Source organism: Cyclobacterium sp., assembly GCF_014762705.1.
In the GTDB taxonomy this organism is placed as follows: domain Bacteria; phylum Bacteroidota; class Bacteroidia; order Cytophagales; family Cyclobacteriaceae; genus Cyclobacterium.
On sequence record NZ_JABURL010000114.1, the window covers coordinates 1 to 17,301 of the forward strand.

16 protein-coding genes and 1 pseudogene are annotated in these 17,301 nt (G+C 41.2%); 16 read left to right on the forward strand and 1 reads right to left on the reverse strand.

The genetic code is table 11. The features are described 5' to 3' along the window. The 7 genes from HUJ21_RS22825 to HUJ21_RS22855 all read left to right on the forward strand — a co-directional run. The coding region (locus HUJ21_RS22825; RefSeq protein ID WP_291373120.1) for a hypothetical protein at positions 1-1,129 on the forward strand (1,129 nt) is incomplete at its 5' end. Between the two features lie 327 nt (positions 1,130-1,456). Next, positions 1,457-2,317 (forward strand): ATP phosphoribosyltransferase, encoded by an 861-nt coding sequence (gene hisG, locus HUJ21_RS22830; protein WP_291373121.1) that lies wholly within the window; start codon positions 1,457-1,459, stop codon positions 2,315-2,317. 210 nt (positions 2,318-2,527) lie between these two features. Beyond that, positions 2,528-3,820, forward strand: a complete 1,293-nt coding sequence (gene hisD, locus HUJ21_RS22835) for a histidinol dehydrogenase (RefSeq protein WP_291373123.1) — start codon at positions 2,528-2,530, stop codon at positions 3,818-3,820. Between the two features lies 1 nt (position 3,821). Beyond that, positions 3,822-4,889, forward strand: a complete 1,068-nt coding sequence (gene hisC, locus HUJ21_RS22840) for a histidinol-phosphate transaminase (RefSeq protein WP_291373125.1) — start codon at positions 3,822-3,824, stop codon at positions 4,887-4,889. A 20-nt stretch (positions 4,890-4,909) separates the two neighbouring features. Beyond that, the gene (gene hisB, locus HUJ21_RS22845) at positions 4,910-6,010 is read left to right on the forward strand and encodes a bifunctional histidinol-phosphatase/imidazoleglycerol-phosphate dehydratase HisB (protein ID WP_291373127.1); all 1,101 of its coding nucleotides are present in this window, start codon (positions 4,910-4,912) and stop codon (positions 6,008-6,010) included. Between the two features lie 258 nt (positions 6,011-6,268). Beyond that, a complete protein-coding gene (locus tag HUJ21_RS22850) occupies positions 6,269-7,081 on the forward strand; it encodes a tetratricopeptide repeat protein (protein WP_291373130.1) in 813 nt (270 codons plus the stop codon). A gap of 106 nt (positions 7,082-7,187) precedes the next feature. Beyond that, positions 7,188-7,934, forward strand: coding sequence for a polyprenol monophosphomannose synthase (locus HUJ21_RS22855; protein WP_291373132.1), 747 nt, complete (start codon positions 7,188-7,190; stop codon positions 7,932-7,934). Here HUJ21_RS22855 and HUJ21_RS22860 read toward each other — a convergent pair. Then, positions 7,921-9,141, reverse strand: a complete 1,221-nt coding sequence (locus HUJ21_RS22860; protein ID WP_291373134.1) for an FtsX-like permease family protein — start codon at positions 9,139-9,141, stop codon at positions 7,921-7,923. The genes HUJ21_RS22855 and HUJ21_RS22860 overlap by 14 nt on opposite strands. Before the next feature lie 38 nt (positions 9,142-9,179). Between HUJ21_RS22860 and HUJ21_RS22865 the strand changes: the two genes are divergently transcribed. The 9 genes and pseudogenes from HUJ21_RS22865 to HUJ21_RS22905 all read left to right on the forward strand — a co-directional run. After that, a complete protein-coding gene (locus HUJ21_RS22865; RefSeq protein WP_291373136.1) occupies positions 9,180-10,397 on the forward strand; it encodes a DUF1343 domain-containing protein in 1,218 nt (405 codons plus the stop codon). Between the two features lie 6 nt (positions 10,398-10,403). Continuing rightward, positions 10,404-11,333: a methionyl-tRNA formyltransferase gene (gene fmt / locus HUJ21_RS22870; RefSeq protein ID WP_291373137.1), complete on the forward strand. Its 930-nt coding sequence runs from the start codon at positions 10,404-10,406 to the stop codon at positions 11,331-11,333. Positions 11,334-11,479: 146 nt separating this feature from the next. Next, positions 11,480-12,028: a sigma-70 family RNA polymerase sigma factor gene (locus HUJ21_RS22875; RefSeq protein ID WP_291373139.1), complete on the forward strand. Its 549-nt coding sequence runs from the start codon at positions 11,480-11,482 to the stop codon at positions 12,026-12,028. 34 nt (positions 12,029-12,062) lie between these two features. Beyond that, positions 12,063-12,434, forward strand: coding sequence for a hypothetical protein (locus tag HUJ21_RS22880; RefSeq protein ID WP_291373140.1), 372 nt, complete (start codon positions 12,063-12,065; stop codon positions 12,432-12,434). A gap of 1 nt (position 12,435) precedes the next feature. Then, entirely contained in the window at positions 12,436-12,891 is a 456-nt protein-coding gene (locus tag HUJ21_RS22885) for a Spy/CpxP family protein refolding chaperone (protein ID WP_291373142.1), read from the forward strand. A 114-nt stretch (positions 12,892-13,005) separates the two neighbouring features. Further along, positions 13,006-14,310, forward strand: a complete 1,305-nt coding sequence (xseA, locus tag HUJ21_RS22890; RefSeq protein WP_291373143.1) for an exodeoxyribonuclease VII large subunit — start codon at positions 13,006-13,008, stop codon at positions 14,308-14,310. Continuing rightward, the gene (gene xseB, locus HUJ21_RS22895) at positions 14,307-14,510 is read left to right on the forward strand and encodes an exodeoxyribonuclease VII small subunit (RefSeq protein WP_291373144.1); all 204 of its coding nucleotides are present in this window, start codon (positions 14,307-14,309) and stop codon (positions 14,508-14,510) included. Before xseA ends, xseB begins: the two co-directional genes overlap by 4 nt. Before the next feature lie 116 nt (positions 14,511-14,626). Beyond that, positions 14,627-17,095: an NAD-dependent DNA ligase LigA gene (gene ligA, locus HUJ21_RS22900; RefSeq protein WP_291373146.1), complete on the forward strand. Its 2,469-nt coding sequence runs from the start codon at positions 14,627-14,629 to the stop codon at positions 17,093-17,095. A gap of 19 nt (positions 17,096-17,114) precedes the next feature. Beyond that, positions 17,115-17,301: pseudogene (locus tag HUJ21_RS22905) on the forward strand (hypothetical protein); the annotation flags it as partial.

Here is a 17,301-nt window from a genome sequence, read left to right on the forward strand (position 1 = left end):
TGCCATTAAAGAGGCCTTTGTTTTGTCTATTCCGGAAAGAACAGAAATTCTTTATTACAGCTCGGAAGCATTGGATGATGCCATATATGCTGCCATTGTTAGCATTAAGGCTCAGAACGATTTTCCCGAAGCCAACTTGTTTCAGCATTCCTGTAATGAAGAAAGGTCCCTCGCACATTTAACTGAACTTTGTTTTGGAGTACAAGCTTCAACCTATGGTTCAGTTCCCCTTTTCCCTCAATTTATTACGGCATTTTCTATCGCTTCCCAGTTTGGGATGACTGGTGAACTACTCGAACAGTGGTGGAGCCACCTGATAAGTACAAATAATGAAATCAAAAACGAAGTGAGTTTTCAATTTCCGAATTTTTCGATCTCTTACACAGTATCAGACATGGTAACCGAGTTGATCAGGAAAGTTAAAACTCCCAAAATCGCCATTATTGGTTTCAACGCTTTGGGCAGACGGATTTTCCAGAGTCTGACTGAAAAAGGTTTCACGAATATATCTATTGTGGAGAGCAGCATTAAATCCTTTTCTAGCCTGAAAGGCAGGGAGTTGAAAAACTTCATTTTTGAACCATTCGACCAAATCAAAAACGTACTGCAGGAAAATGACATTTTGATATCAACACTGGAAGATTTGGAGTCGGTATTGTCGCAAGATCCGGAAAGCCCAGAACTTACCGCTCCTAAAGTACTCATTGACCTTTCCATAAAAGGAGAATTTCTAAATTGGCTAAACCATCACGAGCTGGTCATTTCCTTTGATCTGTCAGACATATATCAGATCATTGAAAACAAGATGGAAATCAATAAAAAATGGTTAAAAAAGGCGAAACCCCTGATTGCACGTAAAAATGCCACTTTTTTTGATTGGATGGATAAAAAAAAAGGATTGGATATGTTGAATCAAGCGAATGAGTTGCTGATGAAAAATTCTTTTGGGGGCCAATATTTCACGAAAGTCTTGAATACTGATAGCCTCAAGGTTAAAAATGTCATGAGCACCAGCCTTGTGAATAAATTGCTCTTAAAACGGTCTATAGAGCAAATCAGCAGCAAGTCTCCTTATAAGGACATTGTCAATTACGAAAGAATAGTGAATGAATTTTATTTATATAATTAATTTTTGAACTTTATTTTTAGCAGATTCGATAATTTGGTTAAAAGGTTTTTTGGTTAAGTTGGTTTATTGTTTTAGAGGCTCCCGAGGAGCCTCTTTTTTGTGTCGTATAGCGGCATTTATTTTGTATGTTGACAATAGCTCCTTAAATTTGCCTTCTCATGATGAACCTACAGAACACATACCTTAATTCCATAATTTTTCCTCTTTCAAATGTCCTCAGGCATCATGATAATCATATCAGTTCCAAAAAGTAGCTTAGAATCCTAAAGCACTTTTTCAATCAAAAATGAATACGATTTATTAAAAGTCATTTTGTAACCGAATTACATGGAAAATATAATCAGAATTGCTGTTCAAAAAAGCGGACGATTAAGTGAGGAATCGCTGAAATTAATCAAAGAGTGTGGCATAAAATTTTACAATGGAACAGGGAAATTAAAGTCCACATCCACCAACTTCCCCATCGAATTTTTGTTTTTAAGGGATGATGATATTCCTGGTTATGTAGCGGATGGAGTAGCTGACCTGGGCATTGTCGGAGAAAACGAGGTGGTTGAAAAAAACAAGGCCATTGATATCCTTAAAAAACTGGGTTTTTCCAAATGCAGGTTGTCGCTTGCCATCCCTAAAGGAGAAAGCTATACCGGGGTAAGTTATTTTGAAGGCAAAAGCATCGCAACATCATATCCGCAAATACTTGGCGATTACCTGCATTCCAGGCAAATAAAGGCTGATATCCATGAAATCAGTGGCTCCGTAGAGATTGCTCCCAGCATAGGATTGGCAGAAGGTATTTGCGATATTGTCAGCTCGGGGTCTACTTTGATGATGAACGGCCTTAAAGAAGTTGAGGAAATTTTCCAGTCGGAAGCAGTTCTGATATGCCATAAGGGCATTTCAAGTGAAAAGCAACAAACCGTTGAAAAGTTGCTCTTCAGAATGGATGCGGTTCAAAAAGGCAAGAAAAACAAATATGTCCTTTTAAATGCACCAAATGAATCTTTGGAACGCATTGTTTCCCTGATTCCCGGCATGCGCAGCCCAACAATTTTACCATTGGCCGAGAAAGGCTGGTCATCGGTACATTCTGTTATCAGCGAGGATCAATTTTGGGAAAATATAGAGGAATTAAGGGCTGCTGGTGCACAGGGAATCCTCGTGGTGCCCATAGAAAAAATGGTAATATAAAGCAGCTGTTTACTGAAGTGAGCAAAGCCTTTTAGGCCTTTTTCGGGACACAGCTGATTTCAAAACTTTCCCTGTAAAACAATCGAAGGGCTGAATAAAATTTGATATAACATGAAATCGACACGATTAAAATAATCATTAATCCCACCGGAAAATGATTATTTTAATCGTCAAAGATTCCATATGACCGCTAAAAACAATAATAACCATATGAAAATCCTGGTTAATCCTGACATCAATACCTGGAGTAAAGAACTGGCCAGGCCGGTTCAAAAAATGAAGGATATTGAAAAGATCGTAAAACCGATCATGAAAAAAGTAAAGCGTCAGGGCGATAAGGCTTTGAGAAAATTTGCTTTGGAATATGACCACGTAGAAATTGAAAGCCTTTTGGTAGACAGGGAAGCTTTGGATACTGCAGGGCAAAAGATAGATGCCGGTTTAAAAGATGCCATTCAGACAGCAAAAATCAACATAGAAAAATTTCATAAACTTCAGGAAGCACCGCCCATTAGTTCTGAAATCATGGACGGTGTGACCTGTATGAGAAGGAGTGTCCCCATTCAAAAAGTTGGCTTATACATTCCAGGGGGTACTGCTCCTTTATTTTCCACGGTTTTGATGTTGGGGGTACCAGCTAAATTAGCAGGATGTCAGGAAATTGTTTTGTGCACACCTCCGGATACCAAGGGGGAAATCCATCCCGCTATTTTGTTTACTGCAAAAATGATAGGCATTGACAAGATTGTAAAAGCTGGAGGGGCACAGGCCATTGCTGCCATGACTTATGGTACTGCATCTGTTCCCAGGGTGGACAAAATTTTTGGACCCGGTAACCAGTATGTTACCGCCGCCAAACAATTGGCAACAAAACAGGGTGTGGCAATAGATATGCCCGCCGGGCCTTCAGAAGTGCTGGTATATGCCGATGAAACTGCCATTCCTGAATTCGTGGCGGCTGACCTGCTATCCCAGGCAGAACATGGAATAGATAGTCAGGTAGTTTTGGTTTGCCCTACCGAGAAATTTGTAAAAAAAGTCATTAAATGTGTGGAAATACAGCTGGAAACTCTTCCTCGTCACAAAATAGCCAAAAAAGCACTGGAAAACAGTGTGGCTGTGGTTATGGGTAATCCTGACAAAGCCATGGACCTGATCAATGCTTATGCTCCGGAGCACCTGATCATTTCAGTAAAAGATGAAGACAAAGCTGTTTCCCGGGTTGTTAATGCAGGGTCTGTTTTTATTGGTAACTATACCCCTGAGTCCGCAGGGGACTATGCTTCAGGAACCAACCACACCTTGCCTACCAATGGCTATGCCAGGAGCTATTCAGGAGTATCACTGGATAGTTTTGTAAAAAAGATCACCTATCAGAAAATCACTGCAGCGGGGATTAAAGCATTGGGACCAACCATAGAGATCATGGCAGAAAATGAAAATCTGCAGGCCCACAAAAATGCAGTAAGCGTTCGTTTAAAGTACCTCTCCAAAAATGAATGACATGGCTTTTGACCTAACAAAGCTGTTGCGGCCTCACATAGCCGCACTTAAGCCTTATTCCTCTGCCAGGGATGAATACACGGGAAAGGAAGGCGTTTTTCTGGATGCCAATGAAAACCCACTGGGGTCCATCACCAGGGAGGCTTACAACCGTTACCCTGACCCCTATCAGATCGCACTCAAAACAAGGCTTTCCCAGATCAAGAAAGTGCCTGCAGAAAACATGTTTTTGGGAAACGGCAGCGATGAAGCGATTGATTTGCTCTTCAGGGCTTTCTGCAGGCCAGGAATGGATAATGTAATCATCCTCCCTCCTACTTATGGCATGTATGAAGTCAGTGCGGGCATTAATGATACCAGGGTCGTGAAGGTTCCCTTAACTACCGATTTTCAAATACGGGAAGATGAAGTCCTTCAAGCCGTGGATGCCCATACCAAAATCATCTTTATTTGTTCGCCCAATAATCCCAGTGGGAACAAACTGAATAGGGATGCCATCTATAAAATCCTAAAAGGTTTCGATGGCCTGTTGGTGGTAGATGAAGCCTATATTGATTTTAGCGATGAGCCTAGTTTTTCTGAAGAACTCGATCGGTATCCAAATCTTTTGGTCTTGCAAACCTTATCCAAAGCATGGGGGCTTGCTGCATTGAGATTGGGAATGGCCTATGCATCAAGCGAAATCATTGCGATTCTCAATAAAATCAAACCCCCCTACAATGTGAGCGGACTTACCCAGCAAACCGTACTGCAGGCCATGGGCAATATGGACAAGCTCGATGGGATGGTACAGGATATTTTAAAGCAAAAAGAGAAACTGATAAAGGATTTGGAAAAAATTTCCAGGGTAGAAAAAGTCTTTCCTTCGCAGGCAAACTTTTTGTTGGTCAAAGTTCCAGATGCCCACAAGGTTTATCAGCAGCTGATAGGCAAAAAAATAATAGTCAGGGACCGGTCCAAAGTTCAGCATTGTGACGATTGTTTGAGAATAACCGTAGGCACAGAAGGTGAAAACAAACGAATGTTACAAGCCTTAAATGAAGTGTTAGAAACTCAGGCAAACGACTAACTCCCCAAATTACAATTAAGATGAAGAGAAAGGTTTTATTTATTGACAGGGACGGTACGATCATCAAGGAACCTCCTACAGATTTTCAGGTAGATAGCCTCGAAAAATTAGAATTTATTCCCAGGGCCATTACCAACCTGAGCAAGTTATCGGAAGACAATGATTTTGACCTGGTGATGGTTACCAATCAGGATGGTTTAGGAACCTCATCCTTTCCGGAAGATTCCTTTTGGCCTGCGCAATACAAGATGCTCAAAACCCTGGAGCAGGAAGGAGTGGTATTCAAAGCCATACACATAGACAAAACCTTTCCGCATGAAAATGCCCCTACACGCAAACCCGGTACCGGCTTGCTACAAGAATACATGAATGGGGATGTTGATCTTGAAAATTCTTACGTGATCGGCGACAGGAATACAGACGTTCAGCTGGCAAAAAACCTGGGAACCCGGGCTATCTATTTTGGATCTGAAGAAGTTTCAGGAGCTGAGCTTTGTGTCAACTCCTGGGACGAGATTTACAGTTTTTTGAAGTTACCTCCCAGAATATCAAGCCTGAACAGGTCAACTTCAGAGACCCAGATTTCAATTCGTTTGAACCTGGATGGAACCGGCAAAAGTGATATCCACACGGGCATTCCTTTTTTTGATCACATGTTGGATCAACTGGCGAGACATGGGGGCACTGATTTGGAAATAAAAGTAAAGGGCGATTTGCATATAGATGAGCACCATACCATTGAAGATACAGGGTTGGCATTGGGTGAAGCATACCTTAAGGCCCTGGGTGACAAAAAGGGAATATACAGATACGGTTTCCTTTTACCCATGGATGATTGCCTTGCACAGGTGGCAGTAGATTTTGGAGGAAGGCCATGGCTGGTATGGGATGCCGATTTTAAACGGGAAAAAATCGGTGATATGCCGACGGAAATGTTTTTTCACTTTTTCAAATCTTTCAGTGATACGGCAAAATGTAACCTGAATATTCAGGCTTCCGGAGAAAACGAACACCATAAAATTGAGGCCATTTTCAAGGGATTGGCAAGAGCCATTAAAATGGCAGTAAAAAAAGATCCTCATGGCCTGGATCAGTTGCCAAGTACAAAAGGTAAATTATAAAAAAAGGCTATCCTGCCGTGTAGGATAGCCCATAAAAAAAAATAACTGATTTTTTATCTTATTGCAAGTGCTGATGATGCTTTTCGGAAATCAAAAAAGATTTGCTTCCTGCAATCGGTTGTAAATCATGTTTTTAATTTCCAATCGTACAATATAGGATACATTTACGATGTATTCTGCACCTTTGGATCGAAATGATATCCGTTTTTTTGTAATAAAAAAGAAATTCCTGTATATTTAAAACTAATCTATTAATATATGAGAATTTCATTGGCCATTACCCTACTTGTCTGCTTTTTTGTTCCATTGCTTTTTAGTCAATGTATAGGCAGTTTCAGGGATGCGGAAGCCCTTTATCAAAATGGCAGATATGAAGAGGCCATTCAAGAGTTTAATAGGGTATTATTTGTCAGTTCTACAGATTTAAAGACTTTGCATTTAAGAGCCAGGTCTTATGAGGAGTTACAGATGTATGACAAAGCCATCCAGGATTACCGCAGAATCCTGAGTCTTGATCCAACCTATGCCCAGGCCTATGCAGGTATAGGGAAAATCGCCTGGGAAGAAGATGACATGAAAGATGCGGAAAAAAATTTTTTATTGGCAGCCATGCACGACCCCAAGGATTATGACATTCTGCTTTTTCTTTCCAGGGCCATGATAAAGAACGGACGCTTCAAAAGTTCCGTGGAATTTCTGGATGAAGCCATCCGGCTAAAACCAGAGGAAGCCATGCCCCATTATTATAAAGGCATTGCCCAGGCTTATTCAGGAGATGGTCTTGGGGTCATCGTTTCTTTTAACAAATATCTGGAAATTGAACCCGACAACCTGAGCGCACATTATAACAGGGGCTTTGCCTTGATGAAACTGGGTTACAAAGAGTGGGCCATTGAAGATTTCGATGAGGTATTGGATAAAAATCCAAAACATTACGAGGCATTGGCAAGAAGAGCGCTTTGCCTGATAGATAAAAATCCAAGACAAGCCTGTCTTGATTTGGAAACGGCAGCATTAAACGGTAATTTCCTTGCCAAATCCAACATGAAACGCTGCAACGGCAACCCATAATACTCACAAAATTGTTTTTTTAAAGATTTTTAACTTTTCCAAAACCGTATTTTTTTCCGTTTTCAAAGAATAAACGTTTATATATTCTACTTTTGTACTTTGAAATATGAATAGCAAAAAATTAGTCATCATACCAACTTACAACGAAAAGGAGAATATCCAGGATATTGTTACGGCAGTGCTGGACCTTCCTGAAGGATTTGAAGTATTGGTAATTGACGATGGGTCCCCTGATGGCACAGCCACACTGGTAAAAGCCCTGCAATTTGATTTTTCCAACAGGGTCCATTTGATTGAAAGAAAAGGAAAGCTGGGTTTGGGGACGGCTTATCTGGAAGGTTTCGCCTATGCCCTGAACAAAGGTTACGAATATATTTTTGAAATGGATGCTGATTTTTCACATGATCCAAAAGACCTTAGCAGGCTGTATCTCAAGGCGTTTGAAGAAGGACATGACATGGTGATAGGCTCTCGTTATGTATCTGGTGTGAATGTGGTCAATTGGCCAATGGGCAGGGTATTGATGTCATTTTTTGCCAGCAAATATGTACAGCTCATCACAGGTATTCCCATAAAGGACACCACAGCTGGATTTATATGTTATCATAGAAATGTTTTGGAAGCGATCAACCTGGAAAAAATCAGGTTTATTGGATACGCTTTTCAGATTGAAATGAAATTCACTGCCTGGAAACTTGGCTTTGACATCGTGGAATTGCCAATCATCTTTACGGACAGAACCAGAGGTTCTTCTAAAATGTCCAAGCACATTTTCAGGGAAGCCATATTTGGTGTCATTTATATGAAACTGAAAAGTATTTTTTTCGGATACAAGACGGTCAGTCAAACTTAATAGACTTGATTGGATTGACATTGCTGGTAATCATGGCAGGGATAAACAACACGGCGGTGGTGATCAGAAGAATCAGGATATTCAGGCCAATGATTATCGGCCAATTCCAAAATACCGGTACAAAACTCATGTAATAATTCTCCGGATTGAGTTTGATCAGCTGGGTATACTCCTGTATCCAACCAAAGCCCAGGCCAATAATATTTCCCAATATCATACCTCTGCCAATAATCCGGACACCATTCCAAATAAAAATATTCCTTATTTGCCTGTTTTTCGCCCCCAATGCCTTTAATAGACCGATCATAGGTGTTCGCTCCATGATCAGGATAAAAAGAATCGACACCATATTAAAGGCAGCGACAAAAAGAATAAGTGCCAAAAACACATACACATTGTTATTCAACAATTCCAACCAATCAAAAATCTGAATGAATTTATCCGTAACCTTGACCAGCCTTAAATCATAATCTAAAAAATTATACAAGGCTTCCTCGTAACTATCAATATCCTGTGGATCATTCAAAAAAACTTCAAAACCACCTACCTGCGATTTATCCCAGTCATTAAGCACCCGAATGACCTGTATATCCCCCAGCACAATCTTGTCATCAAAATCCTCCAGAAAGGTTTCATAGATTCCAACCACCTCCATCCTCCTAAACCTTGGTGGGTCCTGAACGAAATACATGGTAACCCGGTCACCGACATCCAGCAGCATTTTTCGGGCAATTTTGGTGCTGATAATGATTTCATTGGCTGCAGAACCATTTTCGTTGAAATGAATAAACCGGCCCTTTACCAGAGAAGATTTAAAAGAAAGGGAATCAAAACCGGGCCCCACTCCTTTCATCATTACCCCCTCTACTTCTTCCTCACCCTTGATTAAGCCTGGCTTGTTGGCATACACCTGAACATGTCGGATCTTATCCAGATTGCTGTAATTTGTATAAAAATTGCTTTCCTTGCTGCTAGGCGATTCGTCCAGCGGCTGGCTCATTACATATCGATTGACCTGATAATGGCCGGTGAAAGAAAAAACCTTGTTCGAAATCACCTCCTGGAAACCTCCCAGAATAAGGAAGGAAATGATCATGATAGAGAGCCCCAATGCAATGCTGGCTACCGCGATCCTGTGAATGGTTCCGGTGAAACCTCCTGTCTTTTTAAAACTGATTCTTTTTGCAATGAAGTAGGAAAGGTTCAATGAAGTCGTTTATTTTGTTAACCGAAACGCAAATTAATATGAAGCTCCTAAAATTAATACTTATCCTGGCTTTTTTGTTTGGAAACCTGACATTTTGCAAACAAAGCGCAGAAAACCGGGCAGAAATTACCGGGCAGCCAGATAATGAAGTTCTTTCCAGAAAAGCGATACCGGGTGCTGACCGACCTGAGATGTATTTGCCTAAATTAACCGGCAAAAGGGTGGCCCTTGCGGTTAACCAAACCAGCGTATTGACCCAAAGTGACAACATGCATTTGGTCGATTTTTTGTTGCAGGAAGGGATTGAAGTAAAAAAGGTTTTTGTTCCGGAGCATGGATTCAGGGGCGATGCCGATGCAGGTGAAAAGGTTGAAAACCAGGTTGACCCAAAAACAGGCTTACCCCTGGTCTCACTTTATGGGGACTCCAAAAAGCCCTCCAAAGCTGCACTGCAGGATGTGGATATCATTATTTTTGATATTCAGGACGTTGGCGTCAGGTTTTATACCTTTATTAGTACCCTTCATTATTTGATGGAGGCCTGTGCAGAACAAGGTAAAAAACTAATGATCATGGATCGCCCCAATCCAAATGGGGACTATGTAGACGGACCTGTTCTGCAACCTGGATATGAAAGTTTTGTGGGCATGCATCCCATTCCCGTAGTCCATGGGCTTACCGTGGGCGAGTTGGCTCAAATGATCAATGGCGAAGGTTGGTTAGAAAATAAGGTCAAGGCCGAAATCGATATCATTCCGGTGGCACAGTGGGATCATGCTTCTCATTATTCCCTGCCTATCAAACCTTCTCCTAACCTGCCCAATGATGTGTCCATCAGGCTGTATCCCTCCCTTTGTTTTTTTGAAGGGACAAATATCAGCCTGGGTAGAGGAACCCTTTTTCCTTTTCAGGTATATGGTTATCCTGATCCCAAATTCGGTGATTTCACTTTTACACCTGTCAGCATTGAAGGCATGTCCAAAAACCCCCCTCAGGAAAATAAGGTTTGTTATGGTAAAGACCTTAGAAACGAGCCCCTGACCCACAGGTTTACTTTGTCACATTTGTTGGAAGCATACAGGATTGCCAATAATGGACCGAATTTTTTCAATAACTTTTTTGATAAACTGGCAGGATCAGATCAATTGAGAAAAGCCATTTTGGACGGTAAGGGCGAGGCCAGTATAAGGGAATCCTGGCAGGAAGATTTGAAAGCCTATAACAGAACCAGAGCAAAGTATTTGATTTACGAATAATGAACCATGGAAAAGGACCTCAGGATAATATTTATGGGAACACCAGAGTTTGCAGTTGCTCCTCTGGAGTCTTTGCTGAAGAATGGCTGGAACGTGGTGGCTGTGATTACGGCTGTGGATAAGCCTCAGGGAAGAGGCAGAAAAGCAAAACCTTCCCCTGTAAAGGACTTTGCACAGCGTCATGACATCCCTGTGTTGCAACCACCAAATCTGAAAAATGAGTCATTCCTGGCCGAATTAAAATCCTACCGGGCAGATTTACAGGTAGTAGTGGCCTTTAGAATGCTTCCGGAGCTGGTATGGTCCATGCCCCCAAAAGGCACTTTCAATCTACATGCCTCGCTTTTGCCGGATTACAGGGGTGCAGCTCCCATCAATTGGGTGCTGATCAATGGGGAAACGAAAACCGGAGTCACCACTTTTTTTCTTCAGCAGGAGATTGATACGGGAAATATCCTTTTTCAGGAAGAAGAGCCCATTTATCCTGATGATAATGTTGGTAGCCTTTACGAACGATTAATGCAAAGGGGCGCAAATCTGGTGGTGAAAACAGTGGAGGCAATCGCTACAGATAATGTCCGGCCCCAAAAGCAAGACCACAGCAAAGCACTTCATCCGGCACCGAAAATTTACAGGGAAACTTGTGAAATTGATTGGAGCAAATCTGCCGCCGCCATACACCATCTGGTACGGGGGCTTTCGCCTTATCCAGGGGCCAGGTGTATTTTGAATGGAAAGTCCTGTAAAGTACTCCGAACTGAGGTCCTGGACGATGAACCCGTTGGCTTAAATGTTGGCGAATATAAAACAGATAACAAATCTTATATCCATTTCCAGACTGCAAATGGAGCATTGTCCATTTTGGAACTGCAGCTTGAAGGGAAAAGAAAGATGGAAGTGCAGGATTATTTGCGGGGAAATTCACTTTCACAATGAATTGATTTAAGGACGGCCCGGAATTTGGTGATTACAAAGGGCCCATTAACCCAATCGAAAACGGAAATCACAAAAATTTTACATTTATCCCGTTCTTTTCAACTGCTGCATTAAACCCAGATGTCCTTTTCCAGTCTAAGCAACTAATGGTTCCCTTAATCGATGTAAAACTTCTGGAAATGATCAATGATCCACAAACCAGGGATCAAGGGTTCAGGATATTAGTTGAAACTTATCAGAAGAGGGTCTATGGCATGGTCAGAAAAATGGTCGTTATCCATGATGATGCCGATGATGTGGTTCAGAACACCTTTATAAAGGCTTTTAGAAACATCCATCAGTTCAACCACAAATCAACCTTGTTTACATGGATCTACCGGATAGCGGTAAACGAAAGTCTGAATTTTCTGGAAAAGAAAAAGAGGCGTAACTTTTTTTCTATGGAAGACCACCATGAAGTCATGAAAGCCTACGTCGAGGAATCCCCCTTGGTGGATGGTAATGAGATCCAAAGACAACTGCAAAAAGCCATTTTAAAGCTACCTGAAAAACAAAGACTGGTTTTTAACCTCAAATATTTTGAGGAATTGTCCTATGAAGAAATCAGTAAAATGACCGATACAAGTGTAGGTGGCCTTAAGGCCAGTTACCACCATGCCGTAAAAAAAATTGAAGAAATTCTGAAGCGGGAATAAACCTTCGGGAAGATAAACAGTCTAAAAGAAGTATATGAATAAATTTCCAAAAGAAAATATATTTAAGGCTCCGGAAAATTACTTTGAAAATCTTCCGGATATCATCCTTAATAAAAGAAAACAGCGGATCAAGCACTATTACATTAGTGGAATCGCTGCGGCGGCTGTTTTGCTGATTGGCTTTATGATATTGGCCATTGACTTTACAGCCATGGAGGAAGTGGATCTTCAGACCCAGATCAATGACGACGTAGAGTATTACATAACTACTGGCGTATGGGATGATGAGGAAGTATTACTTCTTGCAGAGCATCCGAATGATTTATTGGATCTTATCGCAGAGGAGGAATGGAGCAATCAGGAATGGGATGAAGTAGAATATTATGACACAGAAATTTGGTATTGATATGAAAAACTGGATCATGGTCTTGCTGATGATGGGCATTACCCTGACAGCTTTTGGCCAAAGGGACAACAATATTGATCGGGAAAAACTCAATGCAGCCAGGATTGGTTTTATTACCAACAGGCTTTCGATTACGCCCGAACAGGCTGAAAAATTCTGGCCACTGTTTAATGAACACGAGCAGGCCAGGATGTCCATGATGAGAGAAATGCGCAATATTTCCAAGAAAAGTGAAGGTGAAATCAGCAATGAAGAAGCCAGGGAGCTGATACAGGCCAGATTTGATATTCAAATGGAACTCCTGAACGCTGAGAAAACCTTTCTGGAAAAGGTTTCCGAAACCTTATCTCCAGTGCAATCTTTGAGATTGAATGAGGCAAACCGGGATTTTACACGGCATATCTATAGAATGCAAAGGAGAGAAAGAGGTTCCAGAGACCGGGAAAATGAGGACTAACCCGGTTTGTAGTAAATTGATTTTTTTGTTTTCGCTTCCAGGTATCATGTAAAATTCCAGTCTTAGGTCTGCCTTTTTGATTTCCAATCCTTATTTTTTTTGTTTATTTGTGGCATGCAGCAAGCCATTACATTATTTTCCCTGAATACCATCATCAAGGAATGCCTGGACAAACAGCTCTCCCCTACTTATTGGGTCATTGCGGAAATTGGAGAACTGAGAGAAGCTGTCCGGGGGCATGCCTACCTGGACCTGGTAGAAAAAACAGATGGTGAGATTCGGGCAAAAATGAGGGGGAATATATGGGCCTACACCTATCAAGCCATAAAAAACAAGTTTCAGGGCACTACTGGCCAGCCATTAAAAAGTGGCATGAATATCCTTGCCTTGGTCAATGTTCAATTTCACGAACTTTACGGCATCAGTCTGGTCGTCAAAGATATAGATCCCAATTTCACCCTTGGAGAAAGGGCAAGAAAGAGGCAGGAGGTAATTGACCGGTTAAAATCAGAAAGTTTAATTGATCTGAACAGACAATTTGTCTTGCCGGCAGTAAGCCAGAGAATTGCCATTATCAGTTCGGTTACAGCTGCTGGTTATGGAGATTTTATCAATCAATTGGACCAAAACAACCACGGGTATAAAGTTCATTATAAGCTCTTTCAGGCTGCTATGCAGGGCAAATCAGCAGCCGCAGAAATCATTGCCGCCATCCAACAAATTGAAACCGCAAGTCCTGCCTTCGATCTATTAGTATTGATCCGGGGCGGAGGTGCACAGACGGATTTTGACTGCTTTGACGAATATGAATTGGCCAAAGCCATCGCCAATGCAGCACTGCCTGTTGTAACCGGCATCGGACATGAAAGGGATGAGTCTATAGCTGATCTGGTAGCACATACCCAGCTTAAAACCCCGACGGCTGTTGCCAGCTTTATTTTATCCGGATTCCGGGAATTTGAAGAAAACCTCCAACACAAACTGATCAGCATCGAAAGATTTGTCCAGAGTAGGATAAAACAGGAATCAGAAGGCATAATGGACAAAACACATCTCTTGAAGAATCTATTTCAGGGGAAAGTAAATGAAAAAACCCTTTTTTTAGACCGCCTATCCCAACAATCCATGCGTGCGGCATTGCATAAAATTGAAAAAGACAACATTAAGGTTGACAATAATCAAAAATACCTGCATAAAGCAGCCCAGTCCTGCACCAACAAAGCCCTTGATAAATTGAACCAGCTTGAAAGAAACCTGAACAGGTTGAATCCGGATTATCTGTTATCACGAGGGTACACCAAAACTGAAAAGGATGGCATACCCATTCAGTTTCTGAGCCTTCAGGAAGGGGATGAATTGGTAACCTTTAGCCAAAAAAGGAAAATCACATCTATTATCAAAAAATTAGAGCAAAAATGAATAAAAAGAAAGATGAACCAGGCTACGATGAAGCCCTGAAAAGATTGGAAATGATTGTAGGTAAACTGGAAGAAGAAGATCAGGGTATGGATGAACTGACACAATTGGTAAAAGAAGCCAGTCAGTTGGTAAAAGTATGTAAGAAAAAATTAAAGATGACAGAAGAGGAAATCAAACAGGCATTTTTGGATGAGGACTAAATGATTGTTTTACCATCGAAATAAAAACTTGAAAACATTGATCTAATTTCAAAATGCCATCAGGTTATTTTGGGCAAAAACTGTACATTTGAAAGTAGATAGCTATATCTTTTTTAATGAATAAACCAAGCAGGGAAGAAGCAGAAAAACGGATGGTTGATTTGACGCAAACCATCAATTACCACAATCACCTGTACTACCAGGAAGATCGGTCTATTATCAGTGATTATGAATTCGATCAACTTTTAGAGGAGTTGATCAAGCTTGAAAATCAATACCCGGAACTTAAAAAAACAGATAGTCCCACGCAACGGGTTGGAGGAAGCATCACCAAAAATTTTGAAACGGCAACACACGCTGTACGTATGCTTTCGCTCGGAAACACCTACTCCAAGGAAGAATTGATGGCCTTTGATGAGAGGGTAGCCAAGGGTTTGGGACACAGGGACTATGAGTACTTTTGCGAATTGAAATTTGATGGTGTGGCCATTAGCCTGGTGTATGATCAGGGACAGCTTATCCGGGCGGTCACCAGAGGTGATGGGTATAAAGGAGATGTGGTGACAGCAAATGTAAAAACGATTCGCACGGTTCCATTAAGCATAAAGGATCAAAATAGCCTTCCAGCTTATTTGGAAGTAAGGGGTGAAATATTTTTACCGAAAAAAGGTTTTGAAAAAATCAACCAGGAACGAAAGCGCAAGGGAGAAAATTTGCTGGCCAATCCAAGAAATGCCGCCTCCGGCACTTTGAAAATGCAAGACTCTTCCGTGGTGGCAAAAAGAAGACTAAACTGTTATGTATACCAGTTGATAGCGGATGATTTGTCCCTATCCAAACAGCACGAGGCCATAAAAAAACTACAACATTGGGGCTTCAACGTTTCTCCTACTTTCCGAAACTGCAAAAACCTGGATGAAGTATTGGCTTATATCGATGAATGGCGGGACAAAAGACATGATTTGCCTGTAGAAACTGATGGCGTGGTACTCAAAGTAAATGATTACCGCCAGCAGGAAGAACTTGGCTTTACGGCCAAAATCCCAAAGTGGGCCATTGCCTACAAGTACCAGGCAGAAAGCGCTGCCGCGACTTTACTTTCCATTACTTATCAGGTTGGTAGAACCGGCGCTATCACCCCTGTGGCCAATTTATCCCCTGTCTCTTTAGCAGGAACCACCGTCAAAAGGGCTTCCCTGCACAATGCCAATGAAATTGAAAGACTTGGCTTGCATGAGGGAGATTCGGTGCTGGTCGAAAAAGGAGGAGAAATTATTCCTAAAATCACGCAGGTAGTCACCGAAAGCAGAGCAATAAACAGTAAACCCATCGTTTACATCGATGCTTGCCCCGAATGTGGTACACCTCTGGAAAGAAAAGAAGGAGAAGCCAAGCATTTTTGTCCGAATGAATCCGGTTGCCCTCCGCAAGTTTTGGGAAGGATCGAACATTTTGTTTCCAAAAGGGCCATGGATATCGACTCTCTGGGTACCGAAAGGCTGCGCGCACTGGTGGAGCAAGGATACGTAAAAGACCCCTCTGATCTCTATGATTTACCCGACAAAAAAGATGATTTGCTGGGGCTGGAAATCTCAGATGAACAATATACCAAGAACAGTGACGGTCATTTGTACGTGAGCCTTAAAAAAACATTGTATGCCCTGACCCATCAGGTCACCTTAAAGGAAATCGAAGAATTTTTACAGTTTCACGAAACGAGCAGTCAGGAAGAAAAAATCGGTTTGTTTTTGGATAGCCATCAAAATAAGGGTAGAAAATCCCATGAAAGCGAACAGCGACTCAAAAACCTGCTTGAATTGATCCAAAACCAGCGCTTGGATAATATAGATGATTTTGTACCCCTTGCTTTCGTACTATTCGTTTTGATGCCTTCGTCGGATATCAGCGTGGAAGAAATGTTGAAAATATCCAAAAATAAAAGCAGCCTACATGACCTGATCATACATGGCAAACTGAATGTACCGGAGCATGCCGAAGAATCAATCAATAAGCTGAAAGGAAGTACTTTTCAGGAAGGTGTGATCAAAAACATGATGGAAGGCATCAGACTTTCTCTATCCCAGCCATTTCCAAAAGTACTGTTTGCCCTGGGGATAAGAAATATTGGTGAAAATACTGCTATCTTGTTGGCCAGGCATTTCAGAAATATAGATGAACTTGAAAATGCAACGGATGAAGCCCTATTGCAAATCAATGGTGTAGGAGAAACATTGGTGCACAGTATCAGGACATTTTTCTCCAATAAAAGAAACCGGCATATCATCAGGCATTTGAAAGAAAAAGGACTTCGTTTTGAATTAATCGAAGAAGAAAGAAGAAATGAAAGCCAACAGCTAGCCGGTAAAAAAATACTTGCATCCGGAAAATTGAACCATTTTAAAAGAGATGAAATCATAGATTTTATTGAATCCCACGGTGGGTCATACAGCAAATCGGTTTCCAAAAATCTGGATTTCATCATTGAAGGCGAAGAGATGGGACCAAGCAAGAAAGAAAAGGCAGTAAAATTAGGGATTCCTTTGATAAGCGAAGAAGAATTCCTTAAAATGTGTTCAACCAAATAGATTAATAAATAGACAAACAATGAAATGGGTAAGGGAATATTTTGTTAAAAATGCTTTGGAAAAGCCAAAGAAAAAGAAGACCCAAAAGTCCATCTTACTTCACATAGAAAATATCAAAACCATTGGAATTCTAGCCAACAACAAAGAAGAAATAGAAAAAATAACAGCAATAATTCACGAACACCTGAATAAAGATATAAAGGTAT